Below are 24,432 nucleotides of genomic sequence, written 5' to 3'. Positions count from 1 at the left end.
CTTGGAAGAAATTACACAAGAACATATTGATAAGTTGTTATTATTTATGAGAGAAGAAGCGTATAAACCGCTAACGATACAAGAGTTAGAAGAGGCATTTGGAATTGAAGGTTCTGAGGGCTTTAAAGATTTTGTAAAGGCACTTGTAATGATGGAAGAGAAGGGACTTGTTATTCGTACACGTAGCAACCGTTACGGTCTTCCTGAAAAGATGAATTTAGTAAGAGGTAAGTTAATTGGACATGCACGTGGTTTTGCATTCGTTGTACCAGACGAGAAGAAAACGGGAGACGATGATCTTTTCATCCCTCCTACAGAATTAAACGGTGCACTTCATGGCGATACAGTATTAGCACGACTTAGTTCTCAATCGAGCGGTTCACGTCAAGAAGGTTCAATTGTACGCATTTTAGAGCGTGGAACGAAAGAACTTGTTGGTACATATACAGAATCGAAAAACTTTGGCTTTGTTATACCTGACAATAAGCGCTGGACGAGTGATATCTTTATCTTGAAAAGTGCATCAATGGGTGCTGTAGAAGGTCATAAAGTAGTTGTGAAAATTACGAGCTACCCAGAAAACCGTTTAAGTGCAGAAGGTGAAGTTATTCAAATTCTAGGTCATAAAAATGATCCAGGAGTAGATATTTTATCTGTCATTCATAAACATCATTTACCTTTAGCATTCCCTGAAGAAGTGATGGAGCATGCAAACAGTGTACCAGAAACGATTTCAGAAGAAGATTTAAAAGATCGCCGTGATTTACGTGATCAAATGATCGTAACGATTGATGGTGCAGATGCGAAAGATTTAGATGACGCTGTTACAGTAACGAAGCTTGAGAACGGCAATTACAAGCTAGGCGTTCACATTGCGGATGTAAGTCATTACGTTCAAGAAGGTTCTCCAATTGATGTAGAAGCAGCGGAAAGAGCGACAAGTGTGTATCTTGTTGACCGTGTAATTCCGATGATTCCACATCGTCTATCTAACGGTATTTGCTCATTAAATCCGAAAGTAGACCGTCTGACATTATCTTGTGAAATGGAAATCAACAACTTAGGTGATGTTGTTAAACACGAGATTTTCCAAAGTGTGATTAAAACGACAGAGCGTATGACGTATGCTGACGTAAGAAGCATTTTAGAAGATGAGGACGAAGAGTTAATTAAGCGTTATGAGCCATTAGTACCGATGTTTAAAGAGATGGGGCAATTGGCACAAATTCTACGTGAAAAACGTATGCGCCGTGGTGCAATTGACTTTGACTTTAAAGAAGCGAAAGTATTAGTAGATGAAGAAGGAAAACCGACTGATGTTGTTATGCGCGATCGCTCTGTATCAGAGAAGTTAATTGAAGAATTTATGCTTGTTGCGAATGAAACAGTAGCAGAGCACTTCCACTGGATGAACGTACCGTTTATGTACCGTGTCCATGAAGATCCGAAAGAAGATAAGCTTGAGCGTTTCTTCGAGTTTGTAACGAACTTCGGATATGCGGTAAAAGGACGTGCGAATGAAGTGCACCCTCGTGCGCTGCAACAAATTCTTGAAATGGTTCAAGGACAGCCAGAAGAAGTAGTTATTTCAACAGTTATGCTTCGTTCTATGAAGCAAGCTCGTTACGATGCGGATAGTTTAGGACATTTCGGTTTATCAACTGAGTTCTACACACATTTCACATCACCAATTCGTCGTTACCCAGATACAATTGTTCATAGATTAATTCGTGAATACATTATTAATGGTAAAGTCGACAATGAAACGCAAGCAAAATGGCGTGAAAAATTACCTGAGATTGCAGAGCACTCTTCTAATATGGAACGCCGTGCTGTTGAAGCAGAGCGTGAAACAGATGAGATGAAAAAAGCAGAGTATATGGTTGATAAGATCGGTGAAGAGTATGACGGTATGATTAGCTCTGTAACAAACTTCGGTTTATTCGTAGAGCTTCCAAATACAATTGAAGGTCTTGTACACGTTAGTTATTTAACGGATGATTACTACCGTTATGACGAGCAACATTTCGCTATGATCGGAGAGCGTACAGGAAACGTATTCCGCATCGGTGACGAAATTACAATTCGCGTTATTAACGTAAACAAAGACGAGCGTGCAATCGACTTTGAAATCGTTGGCATGAAAGGTACACCTCGCCGTAAGTTCAAAGATCGTCCAGTCGTTATCGAGCAGCCAAGAACAGGCAGAAAGAAACGCGGTGGACGTAGCGAGCGCAGTAATGAGCGCGGCGGTGAACGTGGCACAGGTAGAAAATTTGACCGTGGTGGCAAAGGAAAAGGAAGAGGATCCGCATCTGCATCCACATCCACATCCGCAAGTCAGCCAGGGAAAAAAGATGGTAACGGCAAGAAGAAAAAAGGATTTTTCGAAAACGTACCAGGATTCAAGAAGAAAAAGAAAAAGCGTAAGTAAGAAAAGGATGGCTTCGCTTTGATGAAAAGCGGGGCTTTTTCTTTTTTCTTGGTGGCTTGAGAGCGAGCCACTTTCGCTTTTTATGGAATCCAGCTACAGTGGCTAGAATGTTCGGCGGCTTCACTTCTTCCCGAGAGGCAAAGAGCGCCTCAAGGTCAGAAGCTCCATCCACCTCACATTCTGAACGAGCCACTTTCGCTTTTTGTTTACATTTGTTACAATAGTAAAAATAGAGGAGGGACGTTATATGCCAAAAGGTACAGGTAAGGTTATTGCACAAAATAAAAAAGCGTTTCATGATTATTTCATTGAAGAAACATACGAAGCAGGGCTTGTCCTTCAAGGAACGGAAATTAAGTCGATTCGCGCTGGTCGCGTGAACTTGAAAGATGCGTTTGCACGTGTACATAATGGTGAAGTATGGGTTCATAATATGCACATTAATACGTACGAACAAGGGAATCGTTTCAACCATGATCCACTTCGTACGAGAAAATTACTTCTTCATAAAAAAGAAATTGATAAGCTAGCAGGCGCTGCAAAAGAAACAGGTTACGCATTAGTTCCACTTAGAATCTATTTGAAAAATGGATTTGCAAAAATGGCACTTGGTTTAGCAAAAGGTAAGAAACAATACGATAAACGTCACGATTTAAAAGAGAAAGAAGCGAAACGTGAAATTGCACGCGTGTTCCGTGATCGCCAAAAGATGTAATACAGATATTTACATTTGTAAAACGGCGCGCGTATGATATAATAACTTATGTAAGGTTGTTGCACATTGAAAAACAGCTCTTAGTAGCTATCACGATATTTTCTTCGTATGCTCCATTTTTATCATGGGGACGTTACGGATTCGACAGGGATAGTTCGAGCTTAGGTTGCGAGTCGAGGGGATCGGCCTCGTTAAAACGTCAAAGCCTATAATTGGCAAACAAAACAATCTTTCTTTAGCTGCTTAATTGCACTAAAGGTTCCTCCCTCCATCGTCCATGTGGTAGGGTAAGGGACTCAAACTAAGTGGACTACGCCGGAGTTCGCCGTCTGAGGACAAAGGAAGAGAACAACCAGACTAGCAACTTGGAAGCCTGTCGATAGGCCGAAGAGTTCGCGAAATGCTAATATATCGACTACACTCGTAGAAGCTTAAGTGCCGATATTTTTGGACGTGGGTTCGACTCCCACCGTCTCCACCAATACATATTTGGTGGTTTTTTTATTTTGTATAACAAGAAGCATAAGATGGCCGTTTTGGCCAACTTATGCTTCTTTTAGTTTACGGCCAACTTATGTTTCCAGGATTTGAAGAATATTTTTAATGTCGCCTTTAAATAAAGTCGCGACTTTTAGGGATAGCATCACATCATCATCAATCTAAGAATAGCAAATACCCCAAAACGAAAAAAATGTACATTTTTTTCGTTTTGGGGCGTTATAAAATCCTTAAGTTGATGGGCATATGGCGACTCATTTCTAGAATTGTTTTCATGTGTCAATGATAGAAATATATTTTTAATTATGGCTACTTTTCAACTAGTACGATATCATCAAGATAGGCATCACCGATGTTAACATATCCATTAATTTGTAAGATGACCTTATATGGATTATTAGTATTTAGAGTAGTAAATTCAACCGATTTTTGTTCATACTGTGTGGAAGTAAACGTCATAACAAATGTGTTTTCTCCCCCAGGAGACTGTGCTCCTACAAATAAGGTTTTTTCAGGACCCGATACTTTTCCAGATGCGGACATGATGTATGTAGTATTAGGCTTCAAAGTTACGTCTCCCTTAAGATGACCAGCTCCTGAACTAAAATGAAGTCCTTTAGAATTATTTACTCCTGCATGCTCTTCAATATTGTAAATTAAAGAGCCATATGCTGGTTTAAAAGGTTCTAAACTTGAATTGTGGTCAAAATCAATATTTAAAATATAAGGGTTCTCCTTCTCCTTTAATTGTACATTATCAAACTTAACCCTCCCATTTGCTGTAGAAGCAAGTTTGACAGCAAAGTTTGACACATCTTCCCCTGTTTTAAACTTCATCTCATGATGTTCCGGCTTAAATCCTGAATATTGCTTTTTTGTTAATGGAACGATTTCTTGATGGGCATTCAGATTACCTACTGTTACTTCTGATGGAGAACCTATACTTCCCGCTATATCAAATGTTAATGTATATTCTGTATTCGGCTTTACAGTAACAGGCTGATAGGCTGTGTCTGCATGTATTAATTTGAGATAATGATTGGCTGGTTCAGAAGTGCCGATATTCTCGGTAGAAGAATTAGGATTAGATAAAATCCAGTTATTTAGCCCATCCTCAAAATCTCCATTCTTAACTTGTTCATTTGCAGATGAACTATCTGCTGATACAATACCTGAAAAACCTATACTGGCACTTAATACAATTGCTGTAGAAAAGACTCCTATACCGACTTTTTTTAACAATTTCTTCATCTCCTTTGGTCAGATTAAAATTTACTTTTTCATATTTCTATATATGTTTGGATAAACCTGCCAAAGAACAACTTTAACAATAAATAATTTATGTATCCGAGATTTAGGTTATTTTCATTTGAAGGGGTAGAGGGAGCAACCGTGCCGTGAAGTGTAAAGTAACTTACAGAAAATGTAATACACGATGCGTCGACAGTTGCAAAAATTAACATTTATGCAACACTCCACTTGGGCTTGATTTTTATGGCGCCATAACGTTGCATATATTGTGTTGCAAATTAATTTTCGATAATACGGTGATATTCGTAGCGAAATAGAAAATAGATATTTGCAACACTATGAATACCTTAACGTACTGCAAAATGATTACCAAAAACCTTTTTAAAAAGTGCACCGTACACTTTTTATCCTTTTACTGAAATCTACTTTGCACTTCCCAGCACAGGTGCCCCTTCTAGCCCTTGAAAGATCTTCAATATATATAAGGACACCTCGCTCAAATTGAACGGGTAAAGAAAGCATATCAAGAGAGCAAAGTGACCTATTAACTAACGAAAGCGTCACTTCCACTTGCTCGTTTATTAAGGTTATTAGTATCAATTTGGCCAAACATTATTCCAAAGCTACATTAATAAAACACACGGCAAGCTTATGGTTTTTTTTGTTTATGGAAAAGTTATGGTTCTAAAAATAGAATGTATCTAATTTCTTGGTTCTTTCAATTGCATCCTCAATGTACCTTGTGTGTTATCCCTTAAATATCACAATTTTATCCAGTCAAAGCTCGATTGGTGAGGACTGATATTCAGTGGGGGATGAACATCTCCGCTCATTTAATTATAAATTCGTTTTATTCGAATATTCATATGTTTTGTGTTTTTAACCATACCTATTGTAAGATTATATAGAGTTCTCCTAATAAGCTGTTTTAATGGATTATTTAGGGATTTTTAATTTATAAATCTTAAATTGTTTTTTCAGGATAATTTTTTATCTAAATAAGTTATATTGAAGTAGAGGTGAACCATCGGTGAAGCAGGTGTTGGTGATTAAAAATGAACGGTCTTCAGCAAAGAAAATTGTAAGCGGTCTAACGCAAGAAGGCTATTTCATTTTAAAACTTCACAATGAAAACCAAGGTTTAAATATAATATATGAACAAGATTGGGATATTATCATATTGGATTGGGACTCATTAAGTATATCGGGACCAGAAATTTGCAGACAAATACGACTTGTTAAAACGACACCGATCATTATTGTGACCGACAATATTTCTAGTAAGGATTGCATAGCAGGGCTACAAGCAGGAGCAGATGATTATATAAGGAAACCATTTGTGAAAGAAGAATTAGTAGCAAGGGTTCAAGCGATTTTAAGGAGAAGTGACTATATCCAGCAAAATGAGATGAAATTTTTTCAGTTTAAAGATCTCTTTGTTGATGCATCTAGCAATATTGTGAAAAAAGGTGGCGAAAATCTCTCACTTACTAAGCGCGAGTATGATTTACTTGTATTTTTAATCAAAAACAAAAACACAATATTGAGCCGTGAAATGCTTTTGAATCAAGTATGGGGATATAACGTAGTAGTAAATCCAAATGTAGTAGACTTATATATTGGGTATGTAAGAAAAAAGTTAAAGTGCGAGAAGAAAGACAGATATATTCAAACGATACATGGCAGAGGCTATTCAATGATTGACTGATAAAAATAAGATAATAAAAAAATGAGTAAAACTATTTCATTCAGTTTTACTCGTTTTTTTATTAAATGTGATAATCAAATAGTTTCTGAGAAGTATTAAAAGATGTAAAAAAATATTTCTATCAGGTAATGGATTATGAAAACATTAGCTATTAATGAGCATTTTTTGCAGGGGAAATTATGGTTTATAAGGTGCTCATCTTTTGGGTATTGTGTAGGGGACGATTCTAGCGCGCATTAGTTGAGACCGGATCTAATGAAAGTGTCTACTCGAAAAAAATCGACACGCTCTGAAGAATAAAGGTTAATCAACACGCCCGACTTCATATATTACTTTGTTTGCCTGATTTTATGAATTCACACCATTCACAAGATTTTCACAGAATTAATGACTATACTAATTAACAGGATGTTCAAATGAAAATGATTATCAATAGCGATTCAATTGAATAAAAGTTACCTTCTAATTCAATCTATGGATGTCATCATTTTCGAAATAAATCACACTATAAGGAGTATACATATGAAAAAATCTATGCTTTTAAAATTAGTGAGTATTCTAGCAATTTTCACTTTAATGTTAGTAGCTTGCTCAGATTCAAGTAAAGAAACTTCGAAGGCTAATAATAAAGATAATGGTAGTGATAAGCCAAAAACGGTTGAAATCACTGATGCTCATGGAACTGTTAAAGTCCCTGTAAACCCAAAGAATGTAGTTGCTTTGGATAACAGAACTTTTGAAACTTTATCTGATTGGGGAATTAAATTAGCGGCTGCTCCAAAGGATATCATGCCTGCTGATTCAGCATATAAAAAGGATGAAAAAGTTCAAAATATTGGGAATCACCGTGAACCAAATCTTGAAATTATTGCAGCGGCAAACCCTGACCTTGTAATCGTTGGTCAAAGATTTGCTGACCATTACGAAGAAATCAAAAAATTAGTACCAAATGCAGCAGTTATTGATCTTAATTTTGATGTCTCTGAGAAAGCTACTAAGCCTGGCGAAAACTTAGTAAAAGGACTTAAAGATTCTACAGTTACTTTAGGAAAAATCTTTAATAAAGATAAAGAAGCTAAACAATTAGTAGCTGATTTTGATAAATCTATTGAAAAAGCAAAATCTGCTTATAACGGAAAAGATAAAGTTATGAGTGTTATCGTTACTGGTGGTAATATTGGTTTTGCTGCTCCACATTCTGGGCGCGTTTGGGGACCAATGTATGAAATTTTCGGTTGGACTCCAGCGTTAGAAGTTTCAAATTCTACTGCAGGTCATAAAGGTGATGACGTTTCTGTTGAAGCTATTGCACAAACAAATCCTGATTGGATTTTCGTATTAGATCGTGATGCTGCAACATCTGATGCAGCTAAGTCAACACCTGCTAAGGATGTTATTTCTAAATCACCTGCTCTTCAAAACACAACTGCTGTTTCTAAAAAACAAGTTATTTATGCACCAGAAGATACTTACACAAATGAATCAATTCAAACTTATATAGAGTTATTTGGAAATATGGCAAAAACTTTAGCTAAGTAGTGTAAAGGAGTACGAAACAGTGTCAAAAAATATAATTTCTAGGGTTGAGAATATTTCTCAACCCCAGTTTTATAATCACAATAAATTATGGACAAAACCTTTTATAATAGCAGTTATAGTTGTTATAATTTTAGGGATTATATCACTGTTTACTGGAGTTTATGATATACGTGGACAAGAGGACGGGACAGAGATGTTTTTCATAACTCGTGTTCCGAGAACAGCTGCATTAATGCTTACTGGAGCTGCGATGGCGATGGCAGGGCTCGTAATGCAACTCATTACACAGAATCGCTTTGTTGAACCTACTACAACGGGGACTATTGAATGGTCAGGCTTAGGCCTGCTTTTTGTGTATTTATTATTTCCTGCCCCGACTTTAGTTCAAAGAATGACTGGTGCAATCATTTTTTCTTTTATAGGAACTATGATTTTCTTTCTATTTTTAAGAAGAGTTAAGCTTCGTTCGTCTTTAATTGTTCCGATTATTGGATTGATGCTTGGAGCAGTAATTTCTGCAGTGTCTACTTTTTTAGGACTCCTTTTTCAAAAGACGCAAAGTATTGAAACTTGGTTTGTAGGTTCATTTGCTAACATTCAGGTGGGAAGATATGAATATTTATGGCTGATTGTTATCATTACTTTTCTTATTTTTATGTATGCTAATAGATTGACTTTAGCTGGACTAGGAGAAGATGTCGCAACAAGTCTTGGAGTTAATTACAATAGAATTGTTCTTTTTGGGACTGCTCTTATCTCTGTTGCAGTTGGAATTGTTGCAGCTGTTATTGGACACTTACCTTTCTTAGGATTAATTGTGCCAAATATCGTTTCAATGTTTAGAGGTGATGATCTTAGGAGTAATTTACCTTGGGTTTGTGTGATCGGAATGGGATCAATAACTGCCTGTGACATCATTTCTCGAACAATTATACAGCCTTTTGAATTACCTGTTTCTTTAATACTTGCAACAGTGGGAGCAGTCGTGTTTATTACTATTTTATTGAGACAAAGAAAACCAAGGAGGCTACGATGATCACATTAGAATATAGAAAAAAAGAAAATGTCGAAATCGATTCTAGCCTTCATAATGAAAGTAGATCAGCTAGCGCTTTTCGGTCTAAGAAGGAAGCAAGACGTTATTGGATTTTACTGATAACATTGATTGCTTTAGGTCTTCTTTCTTCATATGGACTTTTAGTTTATAACAATCCAGTTCCGATAGATTCACCTTCTTTTATCCCAGTCGTTAAGAGAAGGATAGTAGCTATTGTTGCAATGATTATTGCTGCGGTTTGCCATAGCTTGTCGACAGTTGCTTTCCAATCTATTACGAATAATAAAATTATTACTCCATCGCTTTTAGGTTTCGAATCACTTTATTCAGCAATTCAAACGAGTACAGTATTCTTCTTTGGTGCTAGTGCGTTAATAAATTTTAATGGAATTGGATCATTTTTATTCCAAGTTGTTGTTATGGTCTTCATGAGTTTGATACTTTATGGATGGTTACTTTCCGGTAAATACGGGAATTTACAACTTATGCTTTTAGTTGGAATTATTATTGGTACCGGGCTAAATTCAGTGTCAACTTTCATGAGAAAACTACTTGCGCCTTCAGAATTTGATATTTTACAAGCAAGATTATTTGGTTCTGTTAATCATGCAGATCCTGCATATTTTCCTATTGTAATTCCTATGATCATAATTGTAGCAGTATTAATTTTTGCTCATTCTAAGAATTTGAATGTTTTGTCACTAGGAAAGGATGTTGCTACTTCTTTTGGAGTTAAATACCAACCTAGTGTAATTTATACGCTTGTATTAGTAGCTATTTTAATGTCCATTTCAACAGCTCTAATTGGGCCACTTACTTTCTACGGCTTTTTAGTGGCAACTTTGAGTTATCAGGCAGCGTCAACTTATGATCATAGATATATTTTTCCGATGGCTTTTGCTATAGGATTTTTAATAATGACGAGCGCATACTTTTTAATGTATCATGTATTCCATGCTCAAGGTGTAGTTTCAGTTATTATTGAATTATTCGGTGGAATCATATTCTTAACTATAGTTTTAAGGAAGAGGGCTTTATGATAAAAATTGATAATGTTAAAAAGTTCTATACTGATAAGGTAAAAATAGGACCTTTGGATATTGAAATACCAAAAGCAGGCTTTACTTCTTTAATTGGACCAAATGGCGCTGGAAAGTCAACGACACTTTTGATGATTGGCAGACTTTTAGATATGGATGAAGGTCAAATTCAGGTAGCAAATATGGATGTTTCTGAATCCAAATCAAAAGACTTAGCAAAAGTTTTGACTATATTGCGACAAGAAAATCATTTTGTAACTAGGCTTACTGTGAGACAACTAGTTGGATTTGGGCGCTTTCCTTATTCAAAGGGAAGATTGACTAAAGAAGATGAGGCTATCATCTCTAAATATATCGATTTCTTAGATTTAACTAGTTTAGAGAATAGATATTTAGATGAGCTTTCTGGTGGTCAAAGACAAAGGGCATATGTAGCGATGGTATTGTGCCAAGAGACGGAATATGTACTTTTGGACGAACCTTTGAACAACCTTGATGTTGCTCGTTCTGTTCAAATGATGGAGCATTTGAGACGTGCAGCTAATGAATTTGGACGAACAATTTTGACTGTCATGCATGACATAAATTTTGCAGCTAAATATTCGGATAAAATTTGTGCTATGAAAGATGGACAAATTGCTGCTTTTGGAACAGTAGAAGAAGTTATGGACCCAACACTTTTGACAGATATTTTTGAAACAAAAATAGAGATTATTAATGGTCCTTATGGGCCAATCGCTGTTTATTAGTTATAAAATGTCTTGCGTAGATTATGCAAGACACTCTAGTTGAAGTTGCTGTCTGTATTTTATAGGCAGCAGCTTTTTTTATGTGATTACTCATAAAATGCAAAAGAATGCTTCACCTTTTCAAGTATGTACCAAGTGGAAAAAATATCTCTGTATAATTTTTCAAAAGAATTCAGCTTGTTTTTTGTATATGTAATATTGCATATCAGAGTGTATTGATAAAAGTGTAAGGGGTCACTATAATGAGGGCATAAAGATAAATCATATTTTCGTAGCAATAAAAAGGAGGAAATAATATGGAAATCGCAATGGCAGTTTTAAAATTTGTAGGTGGCGTAATCCCGTTAATTCAAGAACTTTTAAAAGCATTTATGTAAGTTTATTAGTTAGCTATCATTTATCAATCATTATCATATTTTACTAAAAAAAGAACGGGGTGATTTTTCTGAATATTAAGAAAAACACTAAAAGAAGAAAGTTCCTTACATGTTTATTAGTTAGTCTATGCACTATTAATTATTCATCTATTTCCTTCGCAGAAACACAAGCCAGTAATGTAACTGATGTAACCAAAAATGCTAGTGGCATTAATACTGGTATAGCAAATCTTAAATATAATAATCAAGAGGTTTTAGCTGTAAATGGTGATAAAGTAGAAAGTTTTGTTCCGAAAGAAAGTATCAATTCAAATGGTAAATTTGTAGTAGTGGAACGCGAGAAAAAATCACTTACAACGTCACCAGTCGATATTTCAATTATTGATTCTGTAGTGAATCGCACGTATCCAGGAGCTGTACAACTTGCAAATAAAGCTTTTGCAGACAATCAACCAAGTTTATTAGTGGCTAAGAGAAAGCCTTTGAATATTAGTATAGACTTACCGGGCATGAGAAAAGAAAATACAATCACTGTCCAAAATCCGACATATGGTAATGTAGCTGGAGCAGTAGACGATTTAGTATCTACTTGGAATGAAAAGTATTCTACAACACATACGTTACCTGCAAGAATGCAGTATACGGAATCTATGGTTTATAGTAAATCACAAATAGCAAGTGCTCTTAATGTTAACGCTAAATATCTTGATAACAGTCTAAACATTGATTTTAATGCGGTTGCAAATGGAGAGAAAAAAGTGATGGTAGCGGCGTATAAGCAAATATTTTATACGGTAAGTGCTGAACTACCTAACAATCCATCCGACCTTTTTGATAATAGCGTTACTTTTGACGAGTTAACTCGAAAAGGCGTAAGTAATTCGGCTCCACCTGTTATGGTTTCAAATGTAGCTTATGGTAGAACGATTTATGTAAAATTAGAAACAACATCTAAGAGCAAAGATGTACAAGCTGCTTTTAAAGCCTTACTTAAGAATAACAGCGTTGAAACAAGTGGACAGTATAAAGATATTTTTGAAGAAAGTACCTTTACTGCTGTAGTATTAGGCGGAGATGCGAAAGAGCATAACAAGGTTGTTACTAAAGATTTCAATGAAATCCGAAATATTATTAAAGATAATGCTGAATTAAGTCTTAAAAATCCAGCATACCCAATTTCATATACAAGTACTTTCTTAAAAGATAATGCAACTGCTGCTGTTCATAACAATACAGATTATATTGAGACGACAACTACAGAATATTCAAGTGCTAAAATGACACTTGATCATTACGGTGCTTACGTTGCTCAATTTGATGTATCTTGGGATGAATTCACATTTGATCAAAAGGGTAACGAAGTACTAACACATAAAACGTGGGATGGTAGTGGAAAAGACAAAACGGCTCATTACTCTACAGTTATCCCTCTTCCGCCGAATTCAAAAAATATAAAAATTGTAGCAAGAGAATGTACAGGTCTTGCATGGGAATGGTGGAGAACAATTATTAATGAACAAAACGTTCCATTAACAAATGAAATAAAAGTTTCAATTGGAGGAACAACATTATACCCAACAGCTAGTATTAGTCATTAAGTATAAAAAAGCGCCCTATAAGTAGGGCGCTTTTTACTCTTTCCAAAATTGTTCTAATAGAATGACAAGCATGGTACCCACAAGTAAGCCATTACTTAAAACATATTGTAAGGAAGAAGGAATTCCGCTAAATGCACTTTCTGGAAGAAACAATATTCCTAAACTGATTAATAATGAAATTCCTAATATAGTTAATCGGCGTTGATTTACTGCTTCACGTAAAATGGATTGAAATGAAATGCCTATTACTTGGACAAATGTTGCTAAAAGTGCAGCATTAGCAATAGGTCCTGGTAGCAAGGATATAAAGTTTACAATTGAGGGAATAAAAGAAATTCCTGCTAATATAAGACTTGCTATAAGGAACGACTTCACTTTTCTTTGTCCTGTTAGTTTGATAAATCCTGCTGATGCAGGTAATGGTACAATTCCAATTGTAGAGAACAACGACGAGATAATATGTGATATACCTCCGACCCATACACCACGGTTCAGTGTTTGCTTTTCATTTTCTTTAGATAATGGAGCCACTTGTTTTACAGCCGAAATAGCAGCGATTGTATTTGCAACTAAAAGAAATGTAAATAAAGTTGCAGTTAGAGTCATTCCAATATCGAATCTAGGTGTGCCCCAAGCAAATATCTCTGGTAACTTAACTAGTGTTGTGTGCGAAGGCATATGAGATGATTTTCCTAATACTGCATACAAAAGCCAACCGCATGAAATTCCAAGTAATACAGCGTAACTTTTCATCCATCCTTTCCCTTTAATTGATAAGAAAGTAATAAGGGCAAAAACAAAGAGAGCAATAGTAGCTGTTGTATAGTCAGGATGGGTTGCAGATCCTTGTAATCCTATCATTCCTTTTACTAACACACCACTAAGCTGAAGTGCTAAGATTAAAAGAAAAGTTCCTGTAACTAAAGGGGTAAATAAACGTAAGATTCGATGTACAAGCCCTGTTATACCAAGTATGAAGAGTAATATACCTGCAATAATTAACCCGCCTTCTAAAAGTTGCAACACGTCTTTTGCACTTTGTCCCTGATGCATAGCGATTTGTCCCGATATGACAAATATACTTACCCATGAACCGGCTGGCCCATCCGCGATGGGATAGCGATGCCCAAACCATACTTGTATAAATGAACTTATTCCTACCACTAAAAAAGTTTGCTGCATTAATGTTGAGACATCCTCTATTGGTAAATGGAATATGCCACCAATAATTATAGGTAATGCAATTGCATTTGCTAATAGAAACACAAACCATTGTAGAATATTAAAGCTCGTATCAAAGTATTCTTTATTCATATTATTCTCCTTTGCCGAAAAAGAATCTCATATTAAAAATCCATCCTTTCTACACAGTTAGATTAAAAAGGATGGATTTTGTAAATCTATAAAATTAATTTAATGATATAGATAGATTTTTAATTAATTACCATGCACGAAATGGTAAGAATTTACCGTTAAGTGTAATTACGATGCGAGGATCGCCACCTTTTGGATCTTCTTGTGTATCCACACCCAAGTTGAAGTTAATTGCACTCATTACACCTTCGCCGGATTTTTCTAAGATTAATTCTCTAATAGTTGGTGCATATTGTAACATCATTTCATATAAACGATATGCAATCGGATCCGTAGGAGGCATTTCCATTACTTGGCCGCGAAGTGGAACTACTGTTAATGCTTGAACTACTTCTTCATCTAATTCTAATAGTTTACCAATTTCTTCTGCTTCTGGACGTGTCATTGTAGCTTGTCCTAATAACGCTGTTACAACCCAAGTCTCAGAGTGTTCACTTACTTTTGCAATTTCTTCCCAAGTTAACCCTTTTTTAATTTTTGCCGCTAAAATTTTTTGCGTAGCTTCTTGTCTATTCATATCTAATACTTGTTTTTTCATATCTCATAACTTCCCTTCATATACGTGATAATTATTATTTTGTTTTACTATTTAACGCTTTATATCCATCAACCACTACATCTAATTTACCTGTGTGAGGGTCAATAACTAAACCATGTACAGGAACATCTTTTGGGATAAGTGGATGATTTCTTACTAAATCAACATTAGCTTGCGTTGAGTCGCAAACATCATCGAATCCGAATAACCATTTTTCAAGGTCAATACCAGCATATTCAATCGCTGATAAAATTTCTGATGAAGCTACTCCGCGATCTAATATTTTTTGAAGTGTTCCTTTTGGATTCGTTTGGCTCGCGCCACATCTATGGTGTCCAATAAGGAAGATTTCATCTGCATTTAAATCGTATACTGACGCTACAACACTTTGCATAACACTATCGAAAGCAGAAGCAATTTTACCACCTGCATTTCTGATAACTTTTGCATCACCATCGTGTATATCTAAAGCTTTTGGAAGTAGCTCAATTAAACGAGCATCCATGCAAGAAACAACAACCATACGTTTTTTAGGCATTTTTGTCGCTTCACGAGGAGCGTATTCCTTATTTTCTACAAAATGTTCATTGAACGATAGAATTTCTTGTAATAACATATTTGTAACCTCCTTTAAATCTAGATGTATTTTTTTGTTGTGTCCTCTGTGTTATAAGTAAATATAGCTGATAAATAATGTGATGTAAGAGGATAAACTAAGTATAGTGAATTGTATCGATAAGCAGAATAAGTTGGCGAAACACTTTCGGGCTTTCTACTTTCACGGTGAAAGGATTGGTTTATATCATTGATCAAACAGATTTTGAGATACTGAAATTATTAGGAGAAAACTCAAGAATACAATGGAAAGAACTTGGCCAAAAAATACATATGACGGGGCAAGCTGTAGGAAATCGAATTCGAAGATTAGAGGATTTAGGGATTATTGAACAGTATACAATTGCAATAAACCGAATCAAATTAGGACAAGTAGTGACTGCATTTGTTACTTTGTTCGTAACAACAGCTAATCACCAAGAGTTTATGAATTTCTTTCAAGGAGAAGAAGGGATTTCTGAAGTACACCGTATAAGTGGTGAGGGGTGTTATTTATTAAAAACACATTTTGCTTCCAACGAAGACTTAGATAACTTTCTAGGACGACTATTAAAATATGGGAACTATCGTGTTAACTTATCAATAGGAAAGTTGAAATAAGGTTTCTTTTCTTTGGAGGAGATAGTAACATTATTTGCTAAACTTTATTTGTATAGAGATAATGAAGTCGTTTAATGTTTATCTTAAATAGTCAGAGCCTTACTACAATTTATGTGTAGTAAGGCTTTTTAAAGTTGTTATATTCAACAATTAAGCTGAAGAGTTGTGGGTGGATATGAGAAGATTTCTTTCAAGAGAATCGTAAATGATTTTGTCTTAAGAAAGATCCTGCAACTCAGTACAGGATCTTTAATCAAACGTTTTTAAAAACTAAATTGTGGTTTCATATCACCTTTATAAGGTTCATGTTCAACGAATATAGTTATATCCTTACCAGCTTGGTCTTTACCAGTTCTTTTATACGTAAATTTATTCTTATTTAGTTCAGTAAGCTCAAGAGCAGCACCGTATTTATTATTTCCAATGGAAACATGGGCTCTTATTTTATTTTCGTGTACAACATCGAAGTAGCCATAATCACCGCGGCTTTGACCTGTTTCGCTATTGAAGAACTCATATTTATTAGATTTGTCATCAAATTTTGCTAAACTTATAAAATTCGAATTAAACTGTGTTACATCGTTACCAGCTTTGTCTAATACCTTTGTTCCGTGCCAAAGGGTACCGCCTAAAATTTTATCTCCATCAACGTTTTTAACAATATCGCCTGTAGTCGTGTTCAGCTGCTTGTCCGGATCAGTGAAAGAAAGTTCTTTTTCTTTATATGGGACATGTTCAACGAAAACTTCTACATCTTTACCGTTAGCGTCTTTCCCCATTCGTTTATAAGTAAATACATTTTTATTTAGTTTTGTCATGTCAACGACAGCTTGATACTTCATTGATTCTGAAATTAATATTCTCTTCTTCCCATCATTTGTGACAAAGAAAGTTCCTTTATCGCCACGACTTGCACCTGTTTTAGCATCAAAAAATTCATATCTGCCTGACTTCGCATCATATTTTGCAAGACCAATGAAGTTTGCATTTTCTTTTGTTAAGTCATTCTTATCTTTGTCATACACTCGTGTACCTTGCCAATTTGTCTCGCTAAGAATATTAGTCATTTTTTGCCCTTTAGTTAATTTATTTTCCTTTTTTGTTTCTTTAGCAACTTGTTCTTGTTTTTGTTTCCCATGATTTTCTTCAGCTTTAGTACCAGCACACCCTGTTAATGCTAATGTGAATCCGAGCAATACGGATGATAGTGCTTTTGCTTTTTTGTTCATGTTTTATCGTCTCCTTATTTTATGATTTCAAGTAGTACGGTTAGCGATTATAGTAGCAGTGCGTCATATATGAACTTAGTTGCTACGTTTCTTATGTTAATACCCGACTATAAACTGCCTCTAAATAAAACATTAAAAAAAGATAAACTAATTCCTAAAATTTGTTCATATTTATAAAAAATCGCTAGATTACTGTAGTGGCTACGAGTAATCCAAAAAATACATTGTAAAGAAGAAGGAAAGCCACTAACAATAATGTAATTGCTAATAGAGCTAATCGATTGTAGTGCAAAACTTTTGAGAAAAACTGTAGGAGAAATGAAGATTTTATAGAATTCGTTTCGTATAGGAAGGGGATGTCCATGTTTGATTCAACAGATTTTAAGATTATACAATTACTACAAGAAAACGCTAGAATGAACTGGAAGGAAATTGGGGAGATAGTACATTTGACTGGCCAGGCTGTTGGGAAACGAATTAATAAATTAGAAGAAGCAGGTGTCATTCAAAAATATACGATAAATATCGATAGGGCGAAGCTAGAAGGTTCTATTATGACCTTTGTTACACTATTTTTGCATGCACCGCACTATCATAATCAAATTCAAAACTTTTTTGAAAAAACGGACGTAATTACTGAAATGTATCGTATAAGCGGCGATGGATGCTATATCATGACTCTTCACACATCTTCGCATCAGCAATTAGAAGAGGCTCTTGCAGATGTTTTACATTATGGTGATTATCGTATAAATACTGTCATTAAGACAATGGAAAAAAAGAAAGAATAAGATACTTATCCTTTCTTTTTTTTCATATGGAACTGTAATTCTTTATTTGCTTTTGTTTATAAAACAGTTTGCTGACATGACTGTTGCATAAATATCACCAAACTCTAATGCACTCATGAACGATTGATGAGCGTGTACTGCGGGGATTAGATTTCCTTGGAATTCTAAATCTTTTGTTGTACAAGCATCTTCAATTACAATACATTGAAATCCGAAGTCACTGGCAGCGCGCACTGTTGCATCAATACATACATGAGTCATCATACCGCAAATGACTAGTCGGTCTATTTTCTCTGTCTGTAATGTTTCTAATAAATTTGTTCTTAAAAAACTGTTGGGGTGGTGTTTTTGTAGGATTCTTTCGTTAGCAATCGGTTGTACATCATCATAAATTTGAACACCTATTGTATCGGGTAAGAAGAAAGTAGCTCCTTCATTGTTCGCAATATGTTGTACGTGAATAACTGTTTTATGTTTTTCACGAAATGCTTTCAAAACTTCTTTCGCTTTTTGTGCGGCTTTTTCAGGTTGATGTAATTCCATATTGCCGCCTTCAAAGTAATCATTTTGTATGTCTACTAATAGTAACGCTTCGTTCATCGTTATTCCCCCATACTTAGTGATTCAGCACGTTATTTGTACTGTACCGTTATTATATAAATTGTAGCTATGCGGAAGTAATAACGTTATGAAACGATTTTAACGGATATAGTTTCAGTGTGAAAAAAGTGAAAGTTGGTATAAGTACAAATGGATTTTGTGGAATTCACAGCAAGGTTATAGATAGAGTGGCATCACAGGGTTAAAAACCATACCTTTGCTGGAGGAGCGGGTTATGTTTTTTTATGAGGAAATGCGATTTTAAGTTTTTGCTGAAGATGTTTTTCATAGGATATGCTGTGAGTGATTGGAGTGAGGTAGTGTCAGATATTGTCGACCAATCGATATACTGGAAAAATCGTTGATATATTGTGAGTTGTGATAGATATATTGAAAAAATCGTTGATATATTTGTAAAGGGGTGTTTGAGGTGATTGTGAAAGAGAGAAAAATGCCGATTTATATAAGACAGTTAGAAGCACTTCTTAGAAGGTTACCTGTACATCATCCGAAACGAAATTTAATTGGAGAAAACTTGGCAAAACACATGGCGGGGTATAAAGGAGAGCAAGCGATTGATTATCCGCTTAGTTTTATTTCTGAGAAAGAGTATAGTGTTTTACATGATGTTCGCTTATGTAATTATGATAAATACTTTCAAATTGATACTATTATCCTTTCCACAAAGTTTCTTCTTTTTCTTGAGATAAAAAATATAGCAGGTACATTAATGTTTGATGCAAAGTTTAATCAACTTATCCGAATAACAGAAGGAAATTCAGAGGGATTTCCAGATCCGGTTTTACAAATAAAAAGGCAAGAAATACAACTAAAGAAATGGTTAAACTCACATGGATTTTCCTCTAGTCTTCCAATTGAGTCCCTCGTTGTTATTAGCTCGCCTCGTACCATTATAAAATCTTCAGATGACAATCTTCTTCATACAATTATTCATAGTGCCAATTTACCTCATAAAATAAAGTGGTTTGAAAGTAAATATAAGAGAAAAGTTATAGATAATGTAGATAGGCTCATTCATCAAATAATAGCGGAGCATTCTCCACTTCAACAAAATATACTTGAGCAATATAAAATAGAAAAAGAGGAGTTGCTAAATGGAGTACAATGTGAGAAATGCTTAGTTATTCCAATGGTTAAAGTTAAGAAGGGTTGGCGTTGTACAAGTTGTAAAGATTTTTCAAAAGTGGCACATGTGGATGCTATACGAGATTATGCATTGCTCATTAGTAAGACATGTACGAATGGTAATTTGAAAGAGTTTCTCCATGTTTCGTCGGGTATGGTTGTAAACAGAATTCTCCACACACTAAATCTTCCCTACACTGGAAACAACAAAGGACGAATATATGATTTAACTTCTTTCCAATCGTAATTTTGCTATAATAAATAAGTACTTATACGAAGGGGAGTCTAAAGAGAAAATGAAGTCATTTAATATCGATCATGTTATAGCTAGTGTTTTGCAATGGATATTAAATATAGCCTTAATTATATTATCCATTGTGTTATCAATTTTCTTAGTGAATGAGACAATTACGTTCGTGCAGTATATTTTTTCGGCAAAAGAGTATACGTCTTATAAATTGGTTGAAAGTATCATCGTCTATTTCTTATACTTCGAGTTCATTGCATTAATTATTAAGTATTTTAAATCGAATTATCATTTCCCGTTACGCTATTTTATTTATATCGGAATTACGGCCTTAATTCGATTGATTATTGTGTCTCATGAGGAACCGATGGAGACGTTATTATACGCAGGAGCAATTCTTGTTTTAGTTATTGCTTTATACATATCGAATATGAGAGATTTGAGAAAAGAGTAGTAGTGCAGACGTAAGTTTGCACTACTTTTTTACATCTTGACCTTCAAGTTGCTTGAAAGTTTACAATGAAATTAGGGCGTTTGAAATCGAAAAAAATTGAGAAATTAAGTGAAGAGGTTTCTTTTACTTGGAGGTTATAGGAATGAATCAGGAATTGAAGTTACGTCCATTGGAACGAGAAGATTTAAAGTTCGTACACGAACTGAATAATAATGCGCATATTATGTCGTATTGGTTTGAAGAGCCATATGAGGCATTTGTGGAGCTGCAAGACTTATACGATAAACATATACATGATCAAAGCGAACGCCGATTTATCGTTGAGAAAGACAATGAAATGGTTGGATTAGTTGAGTTAGTAGAAATCGATTATATTCATCGTAGAACAGAATTCCAAATTATTATTGATCCGAATTATCAAGGATATGGTTATGCAGTAGAGGCGACGCGTTTAGCAATGGATTATGCTTTCGCTGTATTAAATATGCATAAGATATATTTAGTTGTGGATAAGGAAAATGAAAAAGCAGTACATGTTTATAAAAAGGTTGGATTTATGGTAGAAGGCGAACTTATCGATGAGTTTTTCGTTGATGGTAACTATCATAATGCGATAAGAATGTGTATGTTTCAGAAGCAATATTTTGAAAACAAGTAGTTGAAAGATTCGGAAGTAATGTTGACGCTTCGTAAAACCGTATGCTAAAATCCCTTTTAAGTATTAAGGAAGGTGCAGAATATGCTTTATATAAAATTTGTAAAACTCATTAGAAAACTTTGCTCCGCACAAATGTATACGGTGAAGCGTTGTACGGAGCTTAATCAAGGGGTATAAATCCCCTATATTCATCGGCTGAATAACTTTTCTAAAAAAGTATAGTTTATCTATGCTTATTTCGTTATGGTTTTTCAGCTGGTGTATAAAATAGATTAAGGGGCCATAGACAATGCTTTGTCTATGGCCCTTTGTGTATATTATTCCGATGAGTCTTTACTGTAAATTGGAGTAGTATAGAAAAAACCACGAAGCAGAGGGCTAGTGTCGAATGACGCTATCTCTCTGCTTTTTTTAATTTCAGGAAAAGAGGAATAAAAATGAGTTTACTTAAAGTTGAAAGTTTATCACATAGTTTTATAGATAAAGTATTATACGAAAATGCTTCTTTTGATTTGCATAAAGGGGAGCATATGGGAATTGTTGGACAGAATGGTGCAGGAAAAAGCACATTAATGAAAATATTGGTGGGGGAAATTATTTCTGATAAGGGAGACATAAAGTGGCAACCTAATATTCAAATTGGGCATCTTGATCAATACGCTGAAATTGATGAGGTTTATACCATTTCACAATATTTAAAGAGAGCTTTTTATGATTTGTATGAAATGGAAAAGAGAATGAACAAGTTATATGAAGAAAGTGCGATGACTGGAGATGAGAATCAACTACTAAAAGCAGCTGAAATGCAAGAGCAGCTTGAGGCTCGTGATTTTTATTCAGTAGACAGTATTACGAATAAGGTGGCAGCCGGTTTAGGTATTGATGCGATTGGGATGAATCGTGTTATTGGTGAATTAAGCGGAGGGCAGCGTGCAAAGGTAATTTTAGCGAAGCTCTTATTAGAAGAGCCTAATATTTTATTACTAGATGAACCGACGAATTTTCTTGATAAGGAGCATGTGGAGTGGCTTGCTAATTATTTAATGAATTTTGAAGGAGCGTTTATTGTAGTGTCACATGATTTTGATTTTCTGGAAAAAGTAACTTCTTGCATATGTGATGTAGAGTTCGGAACAGTTAAGAAGTATTACGGTAAATACTCAGATTTTGTAAGGCAGAAGGAGCATTTGCGAAAAGATTACATTCGCCAATATTATGCACAGCAAAAGAAAATTGAAAAAACGGAAGAGTATATTCGTAGAAATATTGCTGGGGTGAATTCAAAAATAGCGCAAGGTCGTCGAAAACAATTGGAGCGTATGGAAAGAATTGCGCCACCAAGTTTTACTCATAAACCGTCTATTCATTTTCAGGAACTTCCCATTTCAGTTCAGACAGTTTTTGAAGTAAATAACCTTGAAGTTGGTTACGACTTCGCTCTCTTACCAAAGTTGAATTTTTCAGTAATGGGTGGGCAAAAACTTGTTATTACAGGTTTCAATGGAGTAGGGAAATCTACTTTATTAAAAACAATCGTTGGAAATATTGCTAGTATTTCTGGAGAGTTTCACTTTTCAGAGCAAATAAAGATTGGATATTATGAGCAAGATTTAAATTGGAGCAATGATTCTCTAACGCCACTTCAAATTATTTCAGAGCAGTTTCCTAAACTGAATATGAAGGAAATACGCCATCATTTAGCTGCGTGTGGTGTGAAAGATACGCATGTTTCGCAAGAAATTCGTACGTTAAGTGGTGGTGAACAATCGAAGGTGAAACTGTGCGGATTATTACTATCACCTTGTAACTTCTTAATTTTAGATGAGCCGACAAATCATTTAGATGCAGAAGCGAAGGAAGCTTTGCAAAAGGCGCTAATTCAGTTTAAGGGCAGCATTATCCTCGTATCTCACGAAGCGAGTTTTTATCTTGATTGGGCAGATAGCATCTTTCATATAGAGACAGGATTAGTTAAGGGGGTGTGAAACATATGAGTGAAAACAATTGGAAAACGAAAATTATATTATTTTTGACCGCTCAAACTATTTCGTTGTTCGGTTCCTCTCTCGTGCAATACGCGATTATATGGTATATCACCCTTACAACATCATCAGGAGTGATGTTGACCATTTCAACTGTTTGCGGTTTCCTACCACAAATTACGATATCTTTGTTTGCAGGTGTTTGGATTGATCGTTATGACCGTAAAAAGATGATTATGTTATCGGATGGGATTATAGCGATTGCGACGTTAGTTTTAGCAATTTTATTTTTAACAGGATATAAAAGTATTTGGTTACTTTTTATTGTATTACTCATTCGTTCAGCTGGAACAGGAGTACAAACGCCAGCTGTAAATGCATTAATTCCGCAAATTGTTCCGAAAGAGTATCTTATGAAAGTAAATGGAATAAATAGCAGTATTACATCTTTAATTATGTTTCTTTCTCCAGCAGCAAGTGCGACGATTCTTTCTATTGCCAGCATTGAAACAACATTTTTTATTGATGTTATTACGGCTATGATTGGAATTAGTATTATGCTTATCATTCAAGTAGAGGGACATGTGAATGCAGAGAATAAGCAAAAATCTAATCTACAAGGAATTAAAGAAGGATTCTCTTATTTAAAAGAAAATGTATTTATTAAAAGGCTAATCGTTTTATTGATTATCATCATGATTTTAATAAGTCCAGCTACTTTTTTAACACCTTTAATGGTAACTCGTTCTTTCGGGGCCGAAATGTGGAGACTTACTGCTAGTGAGATGACCTTTAGTGCGGGTGCGGCAGCTGGTGGCGTATTGATTGCGGCGTGGGGTGGCTTTCGTAATCGTATGTATACAACAGCGCTAGCTTGTGCATTATATGGACTGCTTATGATTGGACTCGGAATAGCACCGATATTTATTATGTATTTAGTATTTAATTTTTTAATTGGTATAACAATGCCGTGCTTCAATACACCAGTTACTGTGTTATTGCAGGAGAAAGTAGAACCATCGATGCACGGACGGATGTTCAGCCTTTTACAAATTGCGAATTCATGCGCGCTTCCTTTAGGAATGATAATATTTGGTCCGTTGTCGGATATGTTTAGTGTAGAGATTTTGTTAATTTATGCTGGGATATTCGTGTTATTTTGCGCAATGTACATTGTATTAAGCAAGAGATTTGAAGTGTAAATATTTATAATTTAGAAGGTTTGTGAAGGA

The 24,432-nt window shown here is 35.1% G+C and carries 21 protein-coding genes and 1 other RNA gene; 16 read left to right on the top strand and 6 right to left on the bottom strand.

From position 1 onward, the window contains the following. The first annotated feature begins 1 nt into the window (after position 1). The 3 genes from rnr (at position 2) to ssrA (ending at position 3,630) form a co-directional block, all read left to right on the top strand. Positions 2-2,434, top strand: a complete 2,433-nt coding sequence (rnr, locus tag DN400_RS04485; protein WP_071713833.1) for a ribonuclease R — start codon at positions 2-4, stop codon at positions 2,432-2,434. A gap of 247 nt (positions 2,435-2,681) precedes the next feature. Next, complete coding sequence (gene smpB / locus DN400_RS04475) at positions 2,682-3,149, top strand: SsrA-binding protein (RefSeq protein WP_001123920.1); 468 nt, start codon at positions 2,682-2,684, stop codon at positions 3,147-3,149. A gap of 126 nt (positions 3,150-3,275) precedes the next feature. Beyond that, positions 3,276-3,630: a transfer-messenger RNA gene (ssrA, locus tag DN400_RS04470) on the top strand. A gap of 326 nt (positions 3,631-3,956) precedes the next feature. Here ssrA and DN400_RS04465 read toward each other — a convergent pair. Further along, complete coding sequence (locus tag DN400_RS04465; RefSeq protein ID WP_000915083.1) at positions 3,957-4,889, bottom strand: carbohydrate binding domain-containing protein; 933 nt, start codon at positions 4,887-4,889, stop codon at positions 3,957-3,959. A 1,039-nt stretch (positions 4,890-5,928) separates the two neighbouring features. Between DN400_RS04465 and DN400_RS04460 the strand changes: the two genes are divergently transcribed. The 6 genes from DN400_RS04460 (at position 5,929) to alo (ending at position 12,966) form a co-directional block, all read left to right on the top strand. Next, positions 5,929-6,606 carry a response regulator transcription factor gene (locus DN400_RS04460; protein ID WP_025118102.1) on the top strand — a complete coding sequence of 226 codons (678 nt, stop codon included), beginning with the start codon at positions 5,929-5,931 and terminating at the stop codon, positions 6,604-6,606. A gap of 522 nt (positions 6,607-7,128) precedes the next feature. Beyond that, positions 7,129-8,145, top strand: coding sequence for a siderophore ABC transporter substrate-binding protein (locus DN400_RS04455; protein WP_097924553.1), 1,017 nt, complete (start codon positions 7,129-7,131; stop codon positions 8,143-8,145). A gap of 19 nt (positions 8,146-8,164) precedes the next feature. Beyond that, a complete protein-coding gene (locus DN400_RS04450; protein ID WP_025686661.1) occupies positions 8,165-9,181 on the top strand; it encodes an ABC transporter permease in 1,017 nt (338 codons plus the stop codon). Continuing rightward, positions 9,178-10,242: an iron chelate uptake ABC transporter family permease subunit gene (locus DN400_RS04445; protein WP_000631245.1), complete on the top strand. Its 1,065-nt coding sequence runs from the start codon at positions 9,178-9,180 to the stop codon at positions 10,240-10,242. Before DN400_RS04450 ends, DN400_RS04445 begins: the two co-directional genes overlap by 4 nt. Beyond that, complete coding sequence (locus DN400_RS04440) at positions 10,239-10,991, top strand: iron ABC transporter ATP-binding protein (protein WP_000590061.1); 753 nt, start codon at positions 10,239-10,241, stop codon at positions 10,989-10,991. The genes DN400_RS04445 and DN400_RS04440 overlap by 4 nt, the downstream gene beginning before the upstream one ends. 436 nt (positions 10,992-11,427) lie before the next feature. Next, entirely contained in the window at positions 11,428-12,966 is a 1,539-nt protein-coding gene (gene alo, locus DN400_RS04435) for an anthrolysin O/cereolysin O family cholesterol-dependent cytolysin Alo (RefSeq protein WP_000576745.1), read from the top strand. 33 nt (positions 12,967-12,999) lie between these two features. Here the strand turns inward: alo and DN400_RS04430 are convergent, their stop codons facing one another. From DN400_RS04430 to DN400_RS04420, 3 genes are all read right to left on the bottom strand, one after another. Then, positions 13,000-14,280 (bottom strand): purine/pyrimidine permease, encoded by a 1,281-nt coding sequence (locus DN400_RS04430; RefSeq protein WP_001031669.1) that lies wholly within the window; start codon positions 14,278-14,280, stop codon positions 13,000-13,002. A 127-nt stretch (positions 14,281-14,407) separates the two neighbouring features. Next, complete coding sequence (gene cynS, locus DN400_RS04425; protein ID WP_025118105.1) at positions 14,408-14,857, bottom strand: cyanase; 450 nt, start codon at positions 14,855-14,857, stop codon at positions 14,408-14,410. A 55-nt stretch (positions 14,858-14,912) separates the two neighbouring features. Then, positions 14,913-15,494, bottom strand: coding sequence for a beta-class carbonic anhydrase (locus tag DN400_RS04420; protein ID WP_000926482.1), 582 nt, complete (start codon positions 15,492-15,494; stop codon positions 14,913-14,915). Positions 15,495-15,661: 167 nt separating this feature from the next. On the opposite strand from DN400_RS04420, the gene DN400_RS04415 reads away from it, so the two are divergent. Next, entirely contained in the window at positions 15,662-16,093 is a 432-nt protein-coding gene (locus tag DN400_RS04415) for an Lrp/AsnC family transcriptional regulator (RefSeq protein ID WP_002008929.1), read from the top strand. A 263-nt stretch (positions 16,094-16,356) separates the two neighbouring features. On the opposite strand, the gene DN400_RS04410 is transcribed toward DN400_RS04415, so the two are convergent. Then, entirely contained in the window at positions 16,357-17,322 is a 966-nt protein-coding gene (locus tag DN400_RS04410) for a DUF4822 domain-containing protein (RefSeq protein ID WP_147801560.1), read from the bottom strand. A 356-nt stretch (positions 17,323-17,678) separates the two neighbouring features. Here DN400_RS04410 and DN400_RS04405 point away from each other — a divergent pair, with 356 nt between their 5' ends. Further along, positions 17,679-18,113 (top strand): Lrp/AsnC family transcriptional regulator, encoded by a 435-nt coding sequence (locus tag DN400_RS04405; protein ID WP_053563387.1) that lies wholly within the window; start codon positions 17,679-17,681, stop codon positions 18,111-18,113. A gap of 42 nt (positions 18,114-18,155) precedes the next feature. Here the strand turns inward: DN400_RS04405 and DN400_RS04400 are convergent, their stop codons facing one another. Beyond that, positions 18,156-18,713 (bottom strand): cysteine hydrolase family protein, encoded by a 558-nt coding sequence (locus DN400_RS04400; protein ID WP_098907519.1) that lies wholly within the window; start codon positions 18,711-18,713, stop codon positions 18,156-18,158. 436 nt (positions 18,714-19,149) lie between these two features. Here DN400_RS04400 and DN400_RS04395 point away from each other — a divergent pair, with 436 nt between their 5' ends. The 5 genes from DN400_RS04395 to DN400_RS04375 all read left to right on the top strand — a co-directional run bounded on the left by DN400_RS04395 (position 19,150) and on the right by DN400_RS04375 (position 24,402). Beyond that, complete coding sequence (locus DN400_RS04395) at positions 19,150-20,106, top strand: nuclease-related domain-containing protein (protein ID WP_072940943.1); 957 nt, start codon at positions 19,150-19,152, stop codon at positions 20,104-20,106. Between the two features lie 49 nt (positions 20,107-20,155). Beyond that, on the top strand, positions 20,156-20,560 hold the full coding sequence (psiE, locus tag DN400_RS04390; RefSeq protein ID WP_000834708.1) for a phosphate-starvation-inducible protein PsiE: 405 nt from the start codon (positions 20,156-20,158) through the stop codon (positions 20,558-20,560). Positions 20,561-20,702: 142 nt separating this feature from the next. Next, entirely contained in the window at positions 20,703-21,218 is a 516-nt protein-coding gene (speG, locus tag DN400_RS04385) for a spermidine N1-acetyltransferase (protein ID WP_001071095.1), read from the top strand. 437 nt (positions 21,219-21,655) lie between these two features. Next, entirely contained in the window at positions 21,656-23,203 is a 1,548-nt protein-coding gene (locus tag DN400_RS04380) for an ABC-F family ATP-binding cassette domain-containing protein (RefSeq protein WP_065229537.1), read from the top strand. Positions 23,204-23,208: 5 nt separating this feature from the next. After that, positions 23,209-24,402, top strand: coding sequence for an MFS transporter (locus DN400_RS04375; protein WP_147801559.1), 1,194 nt, complete (start codon positions 23,209-23,211; stop codon positions 24,400-24,402). Positions 24,403-24,432: the final 30 nt, after the last annotated feature.

This window comes from Bacillus sp. AR8-1 (assembly GCF_008042345.1).
Lineage (GTDB): Bacteria > Bacillota > Bacilli > Bacillales > Bacillaceae_G > Bacillus_A > Bacillus_A cereus.
Note: the sequence above shows the minus strand (reverse complement) of the source record. Positions and strands in the feature narration are given on the sequence as shown.